Genomic DNA, 16,666 nt, shown 5'->3' on the forward strand with positions numbered 1-16,666 from the left:
TAACTATGAATACTAAACAAACCGAGCATAAACGTATACTGGCCGTATTTCCCCATCCCGACGATGAATCTTTTGTATGTGCAGGGACACTGGCTAAGTACATAGATGAAGGTGCTGAGGTCACCTATGCCTGTCTGACACTGGGGGAGATGGGCCGCAATATGGGCATCCCGCCTTTTGCCAACCGGGTGACATTGCCGGCGATCCGCAAGGAGGAACTGGAAGCGTCCAGCCGTGCAATCGGGATCCAGGATTTAAGGATGCTCGGCTTCCATGATAAAATGATTGAGTTCGAAGACCAGCAGCTGCTGGATTCCCGGATTCTTGCGCTGATCGAGGAACTGCGGCCTTCCCTCGTTATAACCTTTTATCCCGGCTTCAGTGTACATCCCGATCACGATGCCACCGGAGCCGCTGTTACCCGGACCCTCCGGGCGCTTCCCCCGGCAGAACGTCCGTTGGTATACTGCAGCGCGTTCTCCATCAATCATGAACAGGTCATCGGCAAAGCTGATGTGAAAGTAGATGTTACCGGCTATCTGGATAAAAAAATGGCGTCGATTGAGTCTCACCGCTCACAGTTTCAGGCGGCTGAACTCGTTGGGAACAAGGTTTTGACCGAGCAGGAGATCCGCAGCCGTTATGGAACCGAACAATTTTGGACTTACCGGTTCAACTGATTATTTATAGATTGAAAGTGGCAGGATATCACCAGAAATGGTGGTATCTTTTTTTTGTCGAAAGCAGGTAAAATATGTATTTCATATTTTTTTGGATTTACTATATATCTCACATGCTAAGTTAAGCTATAATGAGGTCTAAAAAAAGAGAAAATGGGGACAGTCGATGAATCAAACAAAAGGTGACACAAATCTGCTCTCGGAAAAGAAGGAGCGGTTTTCTTCCAGCGGTTTTATTCTTGCCGCTATCGGAAGTTCGGTAGGACTGGGAAACATGTGGAAATTCCCCTACATTACAGGTGAGAACGGCGGCGCTGCATTTTTCCTGCTCTTTATCGTCTGTCTCGTGCTGATCGGCTTGCCGGTGCTGCTGGCGGAGCTGGCCATCGGACGCAGCGGGCGCGGAAGCGCAGCAACTTCATTTATCCGCGCCGGAGGCGGCAAAGGCTGGAAATTACCCGGAATTCTGCAGGTCATTGCACCGTTCCTGATCCTTTCCTTCTATGTGATCGTTGCCGGCTGGACGCTGCATTACGCTGTGATTGCTTTTAACGGAAATTTGTTCAGCACCAATGATTATGCAGGGCAATTCGGCTCCTTTGTCTCCGGATATATGCCGATTGTCTGGCAGGGTGTGGCGATGCTGATTACAGCTGGCGTGGTTATTCTCGGCGTATCCGGCGGGATTGAGAAGTTTAATAAAGTGCTGATTCCGGGACTGGTTATTCTTCTTATTGTGCTGATGATCCGTGCGCTTACGCTGCCGGGTGCAGACCAGGGGGTATCGTTCTTTCTGAAGCCTGACTTCTCAGTGCTTACCGCGGAATCTGCGCTGGTTGCCTTGGGACATGCTTTCTTCTCCCTGTCGCTTGGCATGGGGATTCTGCTGACCTACGGATCTTATGTCGATAAGAATCAGTCGCTCGGCACGGCTACCCTGGCCATTGGCGCCGGAGATCTGATCTATGCATTCATCGCCGGACTGATTATTTTCCCGACGACGTTCTCGTTCGGCATTGCTCCGGACCAGGGTCCCTCCCTGATCTTTGTAGCGCTGCCTGCTGCATTCTCGGCTATGCCTCTGGGTGCTTTCTTCGGCGGGCTGTTCTTCATCCTGCTGGCGATTGCCGCGATGACCTCGGCCGTTTCTCTGCTTGAAGTTCCGGTATCCTATGCGATGGAGCGCTGGAACTGGAGCCGCCAGCGTGCAGTCTGGATTCTGGCGCTGGTCTGTTTCCTGGTCGGAATTCCTTCAGCCATGTCACTGGGTATGTTCCCTGAGCTTACGTTCGGCGGCAAAGCGCTGTTCGACTGGGTGGACTTCATTACCTCCAACATTATGCTGCCGCTTGGCGGTCTGCTGATTACCGTATTTGCCGGATACTTCTGGAAAGGGGCAGCCGAAGCGGCCGGACTGAAGGCAGGCTGGTTCCGCATCTGGCTGTTCATGCTCCGCTATGTTGCGCCTATTCTGGTGTTCCTGGTGCTGCTGCATACTTCGGGGATTCTTAAGTTTTAGCGTTCAGCTGAATTATAAAGAAGGGGTGTCCCATAAGCCATATCATGGCTGCTTGGGACGCCCCTTAGTTTTGTCTTAGAGGTTTGTTATCGCTTGGGCGAACGCTGCCGCTTTTCCACAATCGTTCCGTCCGCTCCGCTGCTTTAATCGTAAGTACTCCCCAGTCTTCTTAAAATCACAAATAACTAAAGGGACGCACTTTTTTGTTATTCAGACGGATCAGGCCTCTGCTGATTGCTCTGCTCCGCGGCTGCGCCGGCTCATAAATACCAGGGACAACGCGATCACGGCCAGAATAATACCCAGCCTCCGCAGCCCTCCGGCGCTAAACTGACTGCCCATTACGATGTTTATCAGCAGTGAAGAAAAGATGGTTCCGAGGTATCTGGAGGTATTAAACAACCCGGAGGCTACGCCGATGATTGCTTTTGGTGAACTCTGGAACAGCGCCGCCTGCATCCCGACACTATTTAGCCCGTTGCTGATTCCGAATGCAGCCAGCGCGGCACATACACTGATAACCGGCGAGTCTGGGGTAAGCATAACAAGCCATACGGACCCGAATGTCATTAATAGTGCTGATACAGTCAGCGCAGGGCGGGGACCGGATCGTTCAATCCATCTTCCGGCTGCCGGAGAGGCCGCAAGCGAGCAGAGCCCCAGGCTTAACATAAGAATCCCTGTGTGGAACCCGCTGATTTCCCGTACCGTCTGCAGGTAAGAAGGCAGTCCGAAAAATACCGCATAAAAAAGCACGTTAACCAGCATGAACTGCACATTAACCCATGTCATCGAAGGGTATTTGGCGAATGTCCGCAAAGGAATGAAAGGAGAAGCCGCTTTTAGCTCATGTTTTACAAACATCCACAGCAGTACAAGTCCAACTGCGCCAAGCATAACATGCACTGCGGAGAGCTGCCCGGAGGAACTTACAGACAGCAGACCGGTAAGGAGAATAACCAGACCCGCAGTGAACAGCAGAATCCCCGGAAGATCCATGAAGTCCGACCATTTGCGGATAGACATGCCTTGGACAACAGGAGACTGCGGCGCTTCCTTGGGAATCATTTTCCAGGCCAGAACGAAGCTCACCGCAACAAACGGAAGGTTGACGAGGAAAATCGCCTGCCAATCCTGCCAGTGGATCAGCATACCGCCTATAAAGGGTCCGACTGCGGCCGCTCCAGAGAGAAAAATGGACATCACCGACAGTGCAGCACCTTGTTTCTCTGTAATATGTATCCGTACAATAGCCATTCCCACCGCGACCATCATACTGGTTCCAGCCGATTGGACAACACGGAATCCGATAAGCCACCCAAAGCTCGGAGACAGCGGTGCCAGCATCGATGCAGCAAAGGCAACTACAAGACCGGTGAGGAAAATTCTCCGGCGCCCGAAGAGATCACTGGCTTTTCCCATTACCGGCTGGGCAATTGCGCTTGCAATATAGAAGGAGAAAATAATCCAGGAAACCGAAGCATAATCAAGCTGGTACGCCTGCTGCAGTCTTGCAACAGCTACAGCTATCATCGATGAGTTTAACGGATTCAGCATTATCCCCAGACTAACGGAAATCAAAAGCCAACGGCTGCGTGCATTCATTACTTGTTCCCCCCAATATGTGTTGATGCCATCGTACTTGAATCCTGTTATTTATTCCAACGCATTTTATGGTATATTTTCATAGACTGGAAGGAATGTATGGAGGGATAGAATGGAGCTTCTTCAGCTGCAATATTTTATTGCTGTAGCCAGGTTAGAGCATATGACCGAAGCTGCACGAAGTCTGCATGTAACTCAATCATCACTTAGCAAGACCATTCAGCGTCTGGAAGAGGATCTGGGAGTTCTGCTGTTTGACCGGACTGGAAGGAAGCTGCGGCTGAATGAATATGGAAGCCGTTTTCTGCCGCGCGCAGAGAAAGCGCTGTTTGAACTGGAGCAGGGAAAGCAGGAGCTGAGCGATCTGGCGAGCCGGGCGCAGGGCACACTTGAACTTGCGGTGAATACTGCCAGCACTTTACCGCAAATACTCCGTAAGTTCCGCCAACTACAGCCTGCTATCCATTTTCACGTGCAAATGCTGAATACACAGGAGATGGTTACGGCCCTGCACCGGGGAGAGGTCGATTTTTGCCTCTCTTCGCCGCCGGTAGAAGGGGAGGATATAGCAAGCCGGATCGTGTGTATCGACCCGATTCTGCTGGCAGTGCCTAAGGGACACCGGCTGGCGAGGAGGGATCGGGTTACGTTAGATGAACTCCGGGAAGAATGGTTTATTGCTGTGAAAAAAGGCTACGGAACGCGCGATTTGGTCGACGCTGTGTGCGGTGCGGCGGGCTTTGTGCCGGATTATGTGTATGAAGGGGATGAGCCTGCGCGGATTATCACGCTGGTGGAGGCCGGAATCGGGATCGCCTTTATACCCGGTACCGCCAGAGATTCAAGGGATACTGTGAAATACCTGCGGGTCGATAACAGTGAGCTGGTGCGGGAAATCGCTTTACTGTGGAATAAAAGCCGCTACCTTTCACGCGCTGCCCTGGAGTTCCGGCAGCTGGTCTTCGCACACTTTCTGGAAAATACTTTTGCATAAAAAGAACTCAAGAGCCATACCCTAAAGGGGCAAAACTAAGCCTTAAAGGAGATGTGCTCACGATGGACAAACAGCCGAAACAAGCTGCAGACAAAAAAACAGTTAAGAAAGTGGAAACCACTTATCCTTCCGGCAAAATCGAATCCGAGTTCGCGGAAGAGCTGACCAGCAGCGATATCGAGTCAGCGTTCAAGAATCCTGTAACCGGTGAGGAACGGATGTATTAAGAGCAAATAAAAGCTGCAGCCCGGATACAGATTTAGGTCCAGGACTGCAGCTGTTTTATTTATTGGGCTCCGGCATAGGTGAAGCTAAAGAGGGAGTCTCATACTTTTCCCAATGGATGAAATTTTCCATCAGCACTGCGAGAATGACACCTACGACCAGGCCGTTTGAAGCCAGCGGTGTCAGCAGCGGAGGGAACTCGGCGAAGGCGGTTGCCGGAATGTTCATAATTCCGATGCCTGTCAGGGCAGGCAGAGCGATACGGTAAATGGTTTTGGCGTTAATGGACAGTTTACCCAGCGCATTCAGCGCCGTTCCGAACATTTGCAGATAGGCAACGAACAGCACGGCGCTGCCGACTGACATCGGAAGCAGAGCCAGCCAGCCGCTCAATGCGGGAACGAGGCCGACCAGCACCAGCAGGGCCGCACCTGTGATGAGCGCCGAACGGCGCAGCACCTTCGTGTTCTCCAGAAAGCCGATCGAAGACGCGAATGTGCCGAACGGAATGAGGCCGAAGCAGGCGCCAATAATCGAAAACAGATTTGTAAACAGCAGCGAGCGCAAGAATTGTTTATTCCCGGCGGACTGCTGGTAGAGCTTATCTGCGGCAAAGATGCTTGTTAATGTATTGGTCATATTCACGAGACCGGCAACAAGTCCGACCATGAGAATGCCGGGCTGAAAGGAAGGCTGACCCCAAGGCATCCAATGCCAGATTTTCATTGAGCCTGCATCTGAGCTCCCGGTACTGCCGCTGCCCCCGAACAAAACCGCATAAGCAATCCAGCCGATAATGATGCCGATGAGCAGCGAGAACTGCCCAAGCTTGCCTTTACCCTTCAGATGGATCAAAGAGACAAGAATAATGACGAACAGGGACAGCCCGGCCAGCTGTAAATCCCATTGTCCGCTGTCGCTGTAGCCGATCATTCCTTTGAAAAAAGTATTTCCGAGCTGAAACGTAAGCAGCAGCAGATAAATCCCCATAACAATCGGCGTAAAGATACGCTGCAGCACCTTCAGGAAGCCCAGCAGTCCGAGCACAACCGCAATCACACCAGCCAGCAGAAATCCGCCGGTCAGATTGGCGGCGACTGCGGCGGCGTCCATCCCCATAGCCGGAGCGGAGGCGATTACGCTAAGCACCAGCCCCCACCAAATTCCGGCCGGACCGTCCATCAGTGCATAGCGGTGGCCCCATAACGCCTGTACGATGCACAGCAAGCCCGTCAATATGAATGAACGCTGCATGGCGGCTGTAATATCTCCTGCACTCATGTCCAGCGCATGACCTACAGACAACGGCACCAGCACCGTATTCGTGAACAAAAAGAAAAGCCACTGCACGCCGGCGAACAGTGAGCTTATCCCGTAATCCGATTTTTTCAGTTGCATAAATTCTTTCCCAGCTTTCTATATCCAGTGATGAGTGTAGTAAAAATCAGCGGGCGCCAGCTTCCTTGAGAATGGCTGCAATTTCGGAATATCCGCGGTTTTGGGCATGCGCAAGCGGTGAAATTCCGTCCTTGTCGGCCAAGTTGGCGTCAGCGCCATGTGCGGTGAGGAGACGGACAATCTCTGTATGATTGCTTCCGCCGTCCCCCAAAATAACAGCTTCAAGCAGGGCAGTCCAGCCCAGGTTATTTACATGGTCAATGTTAACATCCGAATGTTCGAGCAAATATTGCACGATATGGGCATGCCCACGGTCTGCTGCCGGGATCAGTGCTGTACCGCCGTACCTGTTCGTCAATGCAGTATCTGCACCTGCTTCCACCGCTAGCTTGACGATTTCAGGCATGCCTTCAGCTCCCGCATACAGTAACGGGTTATCTGAACGGTGGTCACGGATGTTAATGTCTGCCCCGGCATCAAGCAGTGCTTTGAACGTTTCCGGTTGATTGCCGTGTGTGGCCGCAAGCGCGGCTGTCCGTCCGCGTTCATCCACGCCGTTAATATCAGCTCCGTCTTTTAACAACCCGGTTACCCTGGCCGTGTCTCCGCGTTCAGCGGCTGCAATCAGTTCATTCGCCATATGTTGATCTCCTCCTGGATTTAAAGGACCAGCTGAACAGCCGGTCAGCATAACTACCCCTATAACAAGTAAACAGCGGATGAAATAGCTCACATTATCCCTCCATGAATGTGTAACGTATTTATGGTATCATGGGGTGAAGTATATGAAAAATATTAATTTTATTCTAAAAGTATATGAAAATCATATAGTTGGAACGGAGCAAATCTATGGACATTAAGCAGCTGCGTTATTTTATTGCCTTAGCCGAGGAGAAACAGGTTACCCTTGCAGCCCATAAGCTGCACATGTCACAGCCGCCGCTCAGCCAGCAGCTGAAGCTGATGGAGAACGAACTGGGCGTACCGCTGTTTTACAGACACGGGCGTCATCTGGAGATGACGGCTTCAGGCAAAACGCTCTACGAACATGCATTGACCATTACCCGTCTGATGGATGAGGCCAAGGAAGAGGCACGGGAATCAGGGCTGGGGATCAGAGGAAAGCTGTCTATCGGGGTCAATACATTGTCAGACGCCCGCCTTCCCGGTGCACTCAGCGTGTTCCGCAGTCATTATCCGAAGGTGACGTTCAAAATCCAGCAGAATGAAACGAATACACTCATTAAGCTGATCCGGGAGAAAGCGCTCGACATGGCGATCGTCCGCCTGCCGATTGATCTGGAGGGTTTTGACTACACGATGCTGGGGGACGAGCCGCTGTATTTCGTAACAGGGGAAGAAGGGCCGGGCACGATGCTGGAGGATGGCGAAGCCGTGAGCTACGAGCTTATCGCCGGATATCCCTTGCTGCTTCCCAGCACCGAAGGTCTGGGACTGTACAATCTGCTGCTGGAGCAGTTCCGGGCAAGGGGACAAGTCCCCTCGATTATTGGGGAATGTTCCGATATCGGCATGCTGATGGAGCTTGTAGCCTCCGGTTTCGGCGCTTCCATCCTTCCCGCCACACCGCTGGCAAGGTACAAGAGCGCACGCATTCGTACATACGTAATCGATGACCCGCAAGCCGTGTCCGGCTCGGCGGTAATCTGGCTGAAAGATCATTATCTTAGTAAAGCGGCTGTGCTGTTGATGGAGTCTATCCGGAACGCTGTTGTCTAATAGGAGCGGGGAACCCAGTTGACTTCTTGAGTCCAGAGCAATAGAGGGACACATAACAACAGCGGCAGTCCAGGACACCATATCGTCCAGGGCATACCGCTGTTTTTTTAATGGAGGCTAATCCACACTCAAATGCTGAAGCAGCATCCCCGCAAAGCGGTCGGCAATCTTGATCTCCTCAAGCCCGGAATGCTGCTCTGACCCGGGAATCAGGCTCATTTTCTGCAGCAGGGCCATCATTGACGTAAAGATGAACTGGGCAGTTTTCACAGGCTCAGCGTCCCGCTTTAAAGATCCGTCATTTGCTCCGGTTTCCAGGGCTTCGAGCAGAAAATGGCGTTCTTTTTCCCGGCTGATGAATTGTTCATACTGCTCTCTGAGCTCTTTAGTGGAACCATAAGCCTCATAATGCAGATCAAACAGCAGGACAAACCGGATATAACCCGGGTGCTGTGAAGCATAGTCAATCCAGCCCTTCAGCATGGAAGACAGCATCTCCTTACCGTTCATTCCGGCAGAAGGCGCTCTCCGGACGAATCCGGTCATGTCCTCCAGAATTTCGATCTGCACCTCGAAGACCAGCTCATTCATAGTCTGAAAATGCTTATAAAATGTTACCCGGCTGATCCCTGCAAGGGTGCAGATTTCTTTGATGTTCACGGTGAGAAAGCTTTGCTTGACGAACAGCTCTTTTGCAGCCGTAATGATATCTTCACGGTTCTTATTCTTTAAGTTTGTGTGCCAGTTTTCAGTCATGGGCAGCCGTCCGTTTCTGATCATTTTTGGCCGTTCTGACAGTTAATATGAGGGCAACGGCCAGGATAGCAGCCCCAAAAATATAAGGCATATTAGTATGCCTGTCAAACATTTGCCCCGCGATAACCGGCCCCAGTATGCTGCCTATACTTGTATAGGTCGTGCTTAATCCGGCAGCATAGCCTTGGCGTTCACCGGCGGAGTTCGCAATCAGCGTGCTGATTGTCGGCCGCAAAAAGGCATTAAATGCAAAAAACAAAGCCGAGACTGCCAGCAGGTACGCCATATTCACCTTAAAAATCATAAGCAGCAGCGCCGCAGAGGTCATCACCAACGATAGGCGGATGAGCTTCATTTCACCGAGCTTTTTGATAAACCGGTCGAGCAGCCACACCTGCACAATAATGCCTATAACTGCGCCTACGGTAATGAGGACAGAGATTTTGGCGGAATCGAAGCCGTATTTTTGTTCTACAAACAGCGCATACACCGTTTCGTAATTCATCAGTCCAAAGGTAATAATCAGCGTGAGCAGCAGATAAGGAAAATACGGCGTCCGGAAGGATTCCAGAACCAGATTGTGAATGGGCACCCGTTGGGCAGTATGCTTCAGGGTACGCTTTTCCTTTGGCAAGGTCTCAGGCATGAACAGGCTTAACAGCATAGCCACAAGTCCAAGTCCCCCGGCAAAAAAATACGGGATTCGAATCCCGAACTCTGCAATCAGGCCACCCAGTCCCGGACCCAGCACCATCCCCAGATTCATGGCAGCCCCCAAATATCCCATACCTTTAGCGCGGGTATCCGGCGTGGTAATGTCAGCAACATAAGCCATGTTAGACGGAACCATCAGGCCTACACCTATTCCGCCGATAAATCGGGCAGCATACAAGAGAGGCAATGTGTGACCTACAGCAAACATGAGATCCGATATTACTGTTAAAAAGAGTCCGGCAATCAGCAGCGCTTTGCGCCCCAAGCGGTCCGACAGCTGTCCGCCGATCGGCGAGAACACAAACTGTGCAGCACCAAAAGCAGCAATGAGATAACCTGCAGCAGCACCGGCCGCATTGAATTGCTTGAGATACTCCGGCAGGATTGGAATGACCATTCCTTGGCCCAGCAGGGCAATGAACAAATTCAGCATCAGAATAAACAGCGGTAATTTGGCAGACTTAGGCAAGCCGCTCATGTTGTAGCCTCCTTGATGGTTTACATCGTATAAATAGTTACACAGTGTAAACCATCATACTTGATTGAACGGGAAGTTGTAAAGAGATTAAATGATACTGGTGGGCCGGCGAGTGGCGGAACGTCAATTGGAGGGAAGCAACAGATTGCTATTGGAGGGTCGGGTCGCTACCCTTTAACTGTATTTCGTACATCTATTTGGAGCCTTTTTCGGTATTTGCAGACTTTAATTGCAGTTTGTTCAGTTAAAAATCACCATTTTCCGTAAAACGGTACTTTGCGCTAGTTTTAATTACACAGAATACACTTAAAGCTGCAAGGCTGGCTTTTCGCCGTCTTTTAACTGCAGGAAATGCACTTAAGTGAGGAACATTCCCGGGCTTCGGTTCAGCGCGCATCATTTTCAGAAATGTTAACAACAACTTTTACAAAGCTCTGATACTAAGACAACAATAGAGCTTTAATATTGGTTTCAGGGCCGGATACAAGCTATGCCGGACGAAGCAAAACACAGATGAAGCAAGATACAGACGAAGGGAGCATGCCTCGGAATGATGCATAACCCCGTGATTGCCTCCATCACACAGGAATCGCAGATTGCACCGGCGGTTCAGTGCGGTGTAAAGCGCGTAAACCTGATGACAGGGAACATCAACAATCTGGGACAGATTGTACGTCCGCTGCAGGAGGCGGGCAAGCAGGTGTTTGTACACGTAGAAATGGTAGGCGGAATCGGGAGAGATGCGGCGGCAATCCAGTATTTGGCGGAAGCCTTCAAGGTGGACGGCATTATTACGACCAAGAGTAACTCCATTGCCACAGCGAGACAGCATGGTCTTGCCAGCATCCAGCGGATTTTTGCGATTGATTCGGCGGCGATTGAAACCGCGCTTCGCATGATCAAATCCGGTAATCCCGATGAAGTGGAATTGATGCCAGGCCTGATGCCGAGGATCATCAGCGAGCTGAAGCAGCGCATTCAGCAGCCGCTTATAGTAGGCGGACTGATCCGGCAGAAGGAAGAGATCCGCAGCGCACTGGCAAGCGGTGCAGACTACGTATCAATCGGTGACGCATCTTTATGGGATTATAACAATTAAATACAGCACCCCGGGTGGAGACGATGAGAAAACCCAGCGGTCAGAGAGTAATGTTCCAATCTAGGCTATTGCGCATAGATACGGGCTTATTTTTTGAAGCTGGTTTTTTGACGTGCCCAAAAAGCAGATATTCTGTGCCCCAAATGAGGAACTTGCAGCAGGAAAGGAGCTGGACACCATGAACATTGCTTCGTATGAAGCCTATTGCTTTGACCTGGATGGCACCGTATTTATCGGCGACCAGCTGCTGCCGGGTGTTCAAGAGACACTGATGGAGCTGCGTGCACGCGGCAAAAAAATCCTCTTCCTGACCAACAGCTCGGTGCATACGCGGCAGGATTGCCAGAAAAGGCTTGCCGGCATGGGGCTGCTGTGCCAGGAAGAGGAAATCCTGACTGCGCTGTATGTCAGCGGCATGTATTTTGCCCGCCAGCTGCCGGAAGCAATACTTTATCTCGTCGGTGAAGAAGTCATGAGCTGGCAGATGAAGCTGTGCGGGGTACCGACCACGGAAATTCCGGAGGCTGCAACCCATGTGCTGATCGGAATGGACCGCGGATTCAATTACGAGAAGCTGCGGCTGGGCATGAATGCAGCAAGGTCAGGGGCAAGCCTGGTGGCGGTGAATCCCGATCCGGTCTGCCCGGTTCCGGGAGGATACATCCCTGATACCTGGTCGATCGTCAAAGCGCTGGAGACTGCAGCCGGTAAACAGTCTGCGATGATCATCGGCAAGCCTTCGCTCGACTATGCAGAGGAGGCACTGCGGAAGCTGAACATAGATCCGGAGCTATGTCTGATGGTCGGTGACCGGCTGGAGACGGATATTCTGATGGGCAGCCGCAGCGGGATGCATACCGCGCTTGTCCTCACAGGCGTCAGCAGGAGAGAGGACATCCTTGCCCAAGGCATCGAGCCTCACTATGTCCTGGACAGTCTGGCAGATATCCTGCTGGCCGAACCTTTACTCTAGAAACCTTAAGTTCATTCGATTCACCAATACCACAACCCATTCAAGGAGGCTCAACACATGCACAAATTTAAAATTCTGGCCCACCGCGGAGCCAGCGCTTACGCCCCGGAGAACACCATGGAAGCTTTCAGGCTCGCGGTAGAGCAGCAGGCAGACGGTTTTGAAATCGACATTAACCTCACCAAAGACGGCGAGATTGTGGTCATCCATGATGACTCCATTGACCGGACCTCGGATGGCAAAGGCGATATTACGGAGTACACGCTGGGAGAGCTGAAGCAATTTAATTTCAATAAAGGTTTTGAAGAGCGGTATGCCGCCGCACAGATCCCGACACTGCGTGAGGTGCTTGAACTGGTCAAGGCGCATGACCTGTATCTGAACATTGAAGTGAAGGATATTTTGTCCAAAATGAACCTCTATGCCGGGCTGGGCAGCGCAGCCGCAGAGCTGGTGCGTGAATACGGGCTTACGGAGAACGTAATCTTCTCTTCCTTTAACCACACTTCCATGGTCAAGCTTAAGGAAGAGTACCCCGACATGCGGACAGCACTGTTGTATATTGCCGGGCTGTATGAGGGGGAGAAATACGCCAAGATGGCAAAAGCCGATGCGCTGCATCCCGTTTTCTTCGGTGTGAACCGCACGAATGTGGAACAGGCACAGGCTGCAGGAATACAGGTCAATGCCTGGACCGTCAATGAGCAGGAGCATATCCGGATGATGATTGATGCCGGGGTGGATGGAATCATTACAGACCGTCCGGATGTTTGCTTCAAGCTGAGAGGTTAGCCCATGAACCATTCGATCATCTTGGCACACAGAGGAGCAAGCGCCTATGCGCCGGAGAACACACTGGCAGCTTTTGAGCTTGGGCGGCAGATGGGGGCGGGAGGAATCGAGCTTGATGTACAGCTTACCAGAGACGGCAAGCTTGTTGTCATCCATGATCATACGATTGACCGCACCTCTGACGGAACAGGACGCGTCGCAGACATGACCCTGGAGGAGCTGCGGAGGTATGACTACTCCTACAGCTTCAAAGACAAGTATGGGACAGAAGGCAGCCGGATACCGGAACTTCACGAGATTATGCAATTTGCCATGGAGCATAACCTGTTCATCAACATCGAGACCAAGGATTATGCCAATCCCTATGGCGAAGTGAACCGGCTCACAGCGGAGCTGGTCAGAGCTTCCGGATATGCCGGGCATACGCTGATTTCTTCTATTAATCATCACGCAATGGCGATGTTAAAACGCGAATATCCTGAGATCAAGACGGCTATCGCTTTCCTGGAGAGCTTTTACCGGCTGGAAGCATATGCGGAGAGCTGCCAGGTGGATGTGCTGCATCCTTACTACCTGGGAGTGGATGAATCTTTTATGGAACAGGCTGTCCGGAACGGCTGGGAGGTTAACCCCTGGACTGTGGATGACGAAGAGGAGATGAAGCGGCTGCAGCAGCTTGGTGTAACACGGATCATGACGAACCGTCCGGATGCTGCGGCAAGATCATTGCTGTCAGTCGGCGTCTAAGATAACGGCAGCCGGCAGCATACGGACTAAGGAGGAGAACATGAGCAGCATTGTACTGGAGAATGTCAACAAAATCTACGGTGACAAGACGATCATTGAAGGGCTGAACCTGACGATTGAGAGCGGCAGCTTCACAGTTCTGGTCGGGCCTTCCGGCTGCGGCAAATCCACGACTCTGCGGATGATTGCCGGGCTGGAGGAAGCTACAGGCGGCTCAATTTCGATCGGCGGCAAAAGCATGAACCATGTGGAGCCCGGCAAACGCAATCTGGCGATGGTGTTCCAGAATTATGCCCTGTATCCGACGATGAGCGTCGAGAAGAACATTGAATATGGGCTCAAAAACAATAAAGTGCCCAAAGAAGAGCGGAAACGGCTCGTTACCGAAATTGCGCATACGGTGGGATTAACCAAACATCTGCACAAGAAGCCGGAATTTCTCTCCGGGGGCGAACGGCAGCGGGTCGCCTTGGCCCGGGCGATGGTCAAAAAACCGGCGGTATTCCTCATGGATGAGCCGCTCTCGAACCTTGATGCCAAGCTCCGCCAGCAGATGCGGATGGAGCTGATCGAGCTGCATAAGAAGCTCGGAGCAACCTTCGTCTATGTTACGCACGATCAAGTAGAGGCCATGAGCATGGGAACGCAGATTGTCCTGATGGACGGCGGACGGATTATGCAGGAGGATACTCCGCATGCCATTTACAACACGCCGCGCAACCTGTTTACCAGCCGGTTTATCGGCACGCCCCCGATGAATATCCTCGAGCTGGGAGCTTCAGTCAGCCTACATAACGGGGCACCGGCAGGCGCCAAATATGTCGGGTTCCGGCCTGAGAAGGCGAAGTTCGCGATGGAGCAGGGCATGGAGAACGACCATGTGCTTGTACTGGATGCTGCACTGGACGGCAGGGAACTGCTCGGTTCAGAGGTGATCTACAAGGCGGTACTTGAAGACGGGCGGAGTGTTGCTGTTAAATGCTTTGACAGTCCCGAACGCGCACTCGAACCCGTCAAGCTGTATGTGAAGCGGGAGCATCTGTTTTATTTTGACGAACAAGAACAATGTATACCTGCTGCATCAGAAGCGGAAGTACCAGCCGTTCCTGTACCTGCGGCGGTTGGTGATACCGCATGATGCGGCGCAGCGCATCCGCCCGCTGGCTTCCCTATCTGCTGGTTGCTCCGGCCGTACTAATCCTGACGATCTTTTATATCTACCCGATACTCTACAATATTTATCTCAGCTTTTTCACCTGGAACATGCGCGGACCGATGAAATTTGCCGGACTTGGCAACTATACCGAGCTGTTCAAAGGCCACGATTTTCTGGATACGCTGCTGAATACCTTGCTGTATATGGTGATGGATGTCGTGCTGGTGATGGTGCTGGCGATGCTGCTCGCGCTCTTTTTACAGAAAAATACGTTCATCAACCGCTTTATTCAAATGCTTAGCTTTACGCCCAACATCATCTCGCTGGTCTCCGTATCCCTGATCTGGATGTGGCTGATGAATACGGATACCGGACTGTTCAACTATGTTCTGTCGCTGTTCGGGGCCGGTCCCGTCGGCTGGCTGACAGACAAGCAGGTGGCGCTGTTCTCGCTGGTTCTGGTGTCGGTGTGGAAATCGGTCGGCTTCAATGCGCTGATTATCACCTCAGCACTGGGCTCAATCCCTGCACATCTCTATGAGGCGGCGGCACTGGATAATGCTTCAAAGCGTTCCGTGTTTTTTGAAATCACGCTAAAAATGATCTCACCGACGCTCTTCTTCCTGATCTTAATGAACATTATCGGCTCCTTTCAGGTCTTCGAGACGATCAACATCATGACCCAGGGCGGACCGTCCAATGCCACGAATACGCTGATCTTCAGCATTTATAAGCAGAGCTTTGAATACTACAGAGTCGGCTATGCGGCAGCGATGGCAGTGGTGCTGATGGCGATCGTGGGACTGATTACCATTTTCTATTTCAAGGCACTTAACAAACGGGTTCATTACCGGTAAGGAGCTTATTCGTGAAAATATTATTTCGGGCGCCCGGTGCCCTCCTTAGAATCCTGATATCGGTTCTGCTGATCGTGATTTTCCTGACCCCCTTTTACTGGATGATTCTCACGGCCTTCAAAACCTTGGGCGAAGTGCTGTCCATGCCGCCGAAATTCTGGGTGAACTCGCTGCAGTGGCAGAATTTCAGGGATGCTTTTACCCGGATCGACTTTCTGCACTATACCCGGAATTCGCTGATCATTACGCTGGGAACGATGATTGGGCAGGTACTGGTAGTGGTTCCGGCAGCTTACGCATTCGCAAGATACCAGTTTAAAGGGAAAAACGTTCTGTTCGGCACCGTTCTGGCGACGATGATGATTCCGGGACAGCTGATCTTTCTGCCGATCTTCGTCATGTTCGCAAAGTCGGGGCTGCTGAACACCTATATGTCCCTGATTGTGCCGTTCATCGCCAGCGGAACCGCAATCTTCATGCTGCGGCAGACCTTTATGCAGGTGCCGGATTCACAGCTGGAGGCGGCAAGGCTCGACAACGCCAGTGAATTCAAAATCATCTACACCATCATGATGCCGGCAGCCATTCCGACACTGTCCACCTTGGGGCTGCTGACGTTTATCGGAACCTGGAACAGCTACTTCTTCCCGCTGGTATGGACGACGACGGATGCGGTGCGCACCCTGCCGCTCGGGATCCAGAAGCTGCAGGATATTGAGGGGCTCAGCCCGCAGATCGTCATGGCAGGCAATATGATGCTGATTGTTCCGATTCTGCTGGTGTTCATCGTTGCCCGGAAACAGATTGTCAAAGCGTTTACCTACATGGGAGTGAAGTAGCCATGCTTAACTACACACTCACATGCTGCTAAATATCAAATTAACTTTAAGCTTATGCTTCCGGTGCGAGTTTTGTATGAAGGTAATCAGGAAG

Annotated in this window: 17 protein-coding genes; 12 read left to right on the top strand and 5 right to left on the bottom strand. The window is 51.7% G+C overall.

All coding sequences use genetic code 11. The features are described from left to right. Positions 1–5 precede the first annotated feature (5 nt). Both bshB2 and C2I18_RS26800 read left to right on the top strand, forming a co-directional pair. Complete coding sequence (gene bshB2 / locus C2I18_RS26795) at positions 6–680, top strand: bacillithiol biosynthesis deacetylase BshB2 (protein WP_249898741.1); 675 nt, start codon at positions 6–8, stop codon at positions 678–680. 166 nt (positions 681–846) lie between these two features. Then, a complete protein-coding gene (locus tag C2I18_RS26800) occupies positions 847–2,199 on the top strand; it encodes a sodium-dependent transporter (protein ID WP_249898742.1) in 1,353 nt (450 codons plus the stop codon). Positions 2,200–2,418: 219 nt separating this feature from the next. Here C2I18_RS26800 and C2I18_RS26805 read toward each other — a convergent pair whose 3' ends face one another. After that, positions 2,419–3,804, bottom strand: coding sequence for an MFS transporter (locus tag C2I18_RS26805; protein ID WP_249898743.1), 1,386 nt, complete (start codon positions 3,802–3,804; stop codon positions 2,419–2,421). Between the two features lie 112 nt (positions 3,805–3,916). On the opposite strand from C2I18_RS26805, the gene C2I18_RS26810 reads away from it, so the two are divergent. Beyond that, a complete protein-coding gene (locus C2I18_RS26810) occupies positions 3,917–4,798 on the top strand; it encodes a LysR family transcriptional regulator (RefSeq protein WP_249898744.1) in 882 nt (293 codons plus the stop codon). A 62-nt stretch (positions 4,799–4,860) separates the two neighbouring features. Then, positions 4,861–5,025 carry a hypothetical protein gene (locus C2I18_RS26815; RefSeq protein WP_249898745.1) on the top strand — a complete coding sequence of 55 codons (165 nt, stop codon included), beginning with the start codon at positions 4,861–4,863 and terminating at the stop codon, positions 5,023–5,025. 55 nt (positions 5,026–5,080) lie between these two features. On the opposite strand, the gene C2I18_RS26820 is transcribed toward C2I18_RS26815, so the two are convergent. Then, positions 5,081–6,421 (bottom strand): uracil/xanthine transporter, encoded by a 1,341-nt coding sequence (locus C2I18_RS26820; RefSeq protein ID WP_249898746.1) that lies wholly within the window; start codon positions 6,419–6,421, stop codon positions 5,081–5,083. 46 nt (positions 6,422–6,467) lie between these two features. Next, on the bottom strand, positions 6,468–7,061 hold the full coding sequence (locus tag C2I18_RS26825; protein ID WP_249898747.1) for an ankyrin repeat domain-containing protein: 594 nt from the start codon (positions 7,059–7,061) through the stop codon (positions 6,468–6,470). A 209-nt stretch (positions 7,062–7,270) separates the two neighbouring features. Between C2I18_RS26825 and C2I18_RS26830 the strand changes: the two genes are divergently transcribed. Next, a complete protein-coding gene (locus C2I18_RS26830; RefSeq protein WP_249898748.1) occupies positions 7,271–8,161 on the top strand; it encodes a LysR family transcriptional regulator in 891 nt (296 codons plus the stop codon). A 117-nt stretch (positions 8,162–8,278) separates the two neighbouring features. Here the strand turns inward: C2I18_RS26830 and C2I18_RS26835 are convergent, their stop codons facing one another. Together C2I18_RS26835 and C2I18_RS26840 are read right to left on the bottom strand one after the other, a co-directional pair. Further along, positions 8,279–8,917 (bottom strand): TetR/AcrR family transcriptional regulator, encoded by a 639-nt coding sequence (locus tag C2I18_RS26835; RefSeq protein ID WP_249898749.1) that lies wholly within the window; start codon positions 8,915–8,917, stop codon positions 8,279–8,281. Further along, positions 8,910–10,109 carry an MFS transporter gene (locus tag C2I18_RS26840; protein WP_249898750.1) on the bottom strand — a complete coding sequence of 400 codons (1,200 nt, stop codon included), beginning with the start codon at positions 10,107–10,109 and terminating at the stop codon, positions 8,910–8,912. Before C2I18_RS26840 ends, C2I18_RS26835 begins: the two co-directional genes overlap by 8 nt. Positions 10,110–10,659: 550 nt before the next feature. On the opposite strand from C2I18_RS26840, the gene C2I18_RS26845 reads away from it, so the two are divergent. The 7 genes from C2I18_RS26845 to C2I18_RS26875 all read left to right on the top strand — a co-directional run bounded on the left by C2I18_RS26845 (position 10,660) and on the right by C2I18_RS26875 (position 16,572). Continuing rightward, the gene (locus tag C2I18_RS26845) at positions 10,660–11,208 is read left to right on the top strand and encodes a glycerol-3-phosphate responsive antiterminator (RefSeq protein ID WP_249898751.1); all 549 of its coding nucleotides are present in this window, start codon (positions 10,660–10,662) and stop codon (positions 11,206–11,208) included. Positions 11,209–11,386: 178 nt separating this feature from the next. Continuing rightward, positions 11,387–12,181 carry an HAD-IIA family hydrolase gene (locus C2I18_RS26850; protein ID WP_249898752.1) on the top strand — a complete coding sequence of 265 codons (795 nt, stop codon included), beginning with the start codon at positions 11,387–11,389 and terminating at the stop codon, positions 12,179–12,181. 57 nt (positions 12,182–12,238) lie between these two features. After that, positions 12,239–12,973: a glycerophosphodiester phosphodiesterase gene (locus C2I18_RS26855; RefSeq protein WP_249898753.1), complete on the top strand. Its 735-nt coding sequence runs from the start codon at positions 12,239–12,241 to the stop codon at positions 12,971–12,973. Between the two features lie 3 nt (positions 12,974–12,976). After that, a complete protein-coding gene (locus C2I18_RS26860; RefSeq protein ID WP_249898754.1) occupies positions 12,977–13,720 on the top strand; it encodes a glycerophosphodiester phosphodiesterase in 744 nt (247 codons plus the stop codon). Between the two features lie 40 nt (positions 13,721–13,760). Further along, on the top strand, positions 13,761–14,858 hold the full coding sequence (locus tag C2I18_RS26865) for an ABC transporter ATP-binding protein (protein WP_249898755.1): 1,098 nt from the start codon (positions 13,761–13,763) through the stop codon (positions 14,856–14,858). Next, a complete protein-coding gene (locus tag C2I18_RS26870) occupies positions 14,855–15,733 on the top strand; it encodes a carbohydrate ABC transporter permease (protein WP_249898756.1) in 879 nt (292 codons plus the stop codon). Before C2I18_RS26865 ends, C2I18_RS26870 begins: the two co-directional genes overlap by 4 nt. 11 nt (positions 15,734–15,744) lie before the next feature. After that, positions 15,745–16,572, top strand: a complete 828-nt coding sequence (locus C2I18_RS26875) for a carbohydrate ABC transporter permease (RefSeq protein WP_249898757.1) — start codon at positions 15,745–15,747, stop codon at positions 16,570–16,572. Positions 16,573–16,666 lie beyond the last annotated feature (94 nt).

The sequence above is a fragment of the Paenibacillus sp. PK3_47 genome, assembly GCF_023520895.1.
GTDB lineage: Bacteria > Bacillota > Bacilli > Paenibacillales > Paenibacillaceae > Paenibacillus_AQ.

Coding starts and splice junctions, on each gene's coding strand:
- bshB2 (WP_249898741.1), top strand. CDS start 6: ATGAATACTAAACAAACCGAGCATAAACGTATACTGGCCGTATTTCCC.
- C2I18_RS26800 (WP_249898742.1), top strand. CDS start 847: ATGAATCAAACAAAAGGTGACACAAATCTGCTCTCGGAAAAGAAGGAG.
- C2I18_RS26805 (WP_249898743.1), bottom strand. CDS start 3,804: ATGAATGCACGCAGCCGTTGGCTTTTGATTTCCGTTAGTCTGGGGATA.
- C2I18_RS26810 (WP_249898744.1), top strand. CDS start 3,917: ATGGAGCTTCTTCAGCTGCAATATTTTATTGCTGTAGCCAGGTTAGAG.
- C2I18_RS26815 (WP_249898745.1), top strand. CDS start 4,861: ATGGACAAACAGCCGAAACAAGCTGCAGACAAAAAAACAGTTAAGAAA.
- C2I18_RS26820 (WP_249898746.1), bottom strand. CDS start 6,421: ATGCAACTGAAAAAATCGGATTACGGGATAAGCTCACTGTTCGCCGGC.
- C2I18_RS26825 (WP_249898747.1), bottom strand. CDS start 7,061: ATGGCGAATGAACTGATTGCAGCCGCTGAACGCGGAGACACGGCCAGG.
- C2I18_RS26830 (WP_249898748.1), top strand. CDS start 7,271: ATGGACATTAAGCAGCTGCGTTATTTTATTGCCTTAGCCGAGGAGAAA.
- C2I18_RS26835 (WP_249898749.1), bottom strand. CDS start 8,917: ATGACTGAAAACTGGCACACAAACTTAAAGAATAAGAACCGTGAAGAT.
- C2I18_RS26840 (WP_249898750.1), bottom strand. CDS start 10,109: ATGAGCGGCTTGCCTAAGTCTGCCAAATTACCGCTGTTTATTCTGATG.
- C2I18_RS26845 (WP_249898751.1), top strand. CDS start 10,660: ATGATGCATAACCCCGTGATTGCCTCCATCACACAGGAATCGCAGATT.
- C2I18_RS26850 (WP_249898752.1), top strand. CDS start 11,387: ATGAACATTGCTTCGTATGAAGCCTATTGCTTTGACCTGGATGGCACC.
- C2I18_RS26855 (WP_249898753.1), top strand. CDS start 12,239: ATGCACAAATTTAAAATTCTGGCCCACCGCGGAGCCAGCGCTTACGCC.
- C2I18_RS26860 (WP_249898754.1), top strand. CDS start 12,977: ATGAACCATTCGATCATCTTGGCACACAGAGGAGCAAGCGCCTATGCG.
- C2I18_RS26865 (WP_249898755.1), top strand. CDS start 13,761: ATGAGCAGCATTGTACTGGAGAATGTCAACAAAATCTACGGTGACAAG.
- C2I18_RS26870 (WP_249898756.1), top strand. CDS start 14,855: ATGATGCGGCGCAGCGCATCCGCCCGCTGGCTTCCCTATCTGCTGGTT.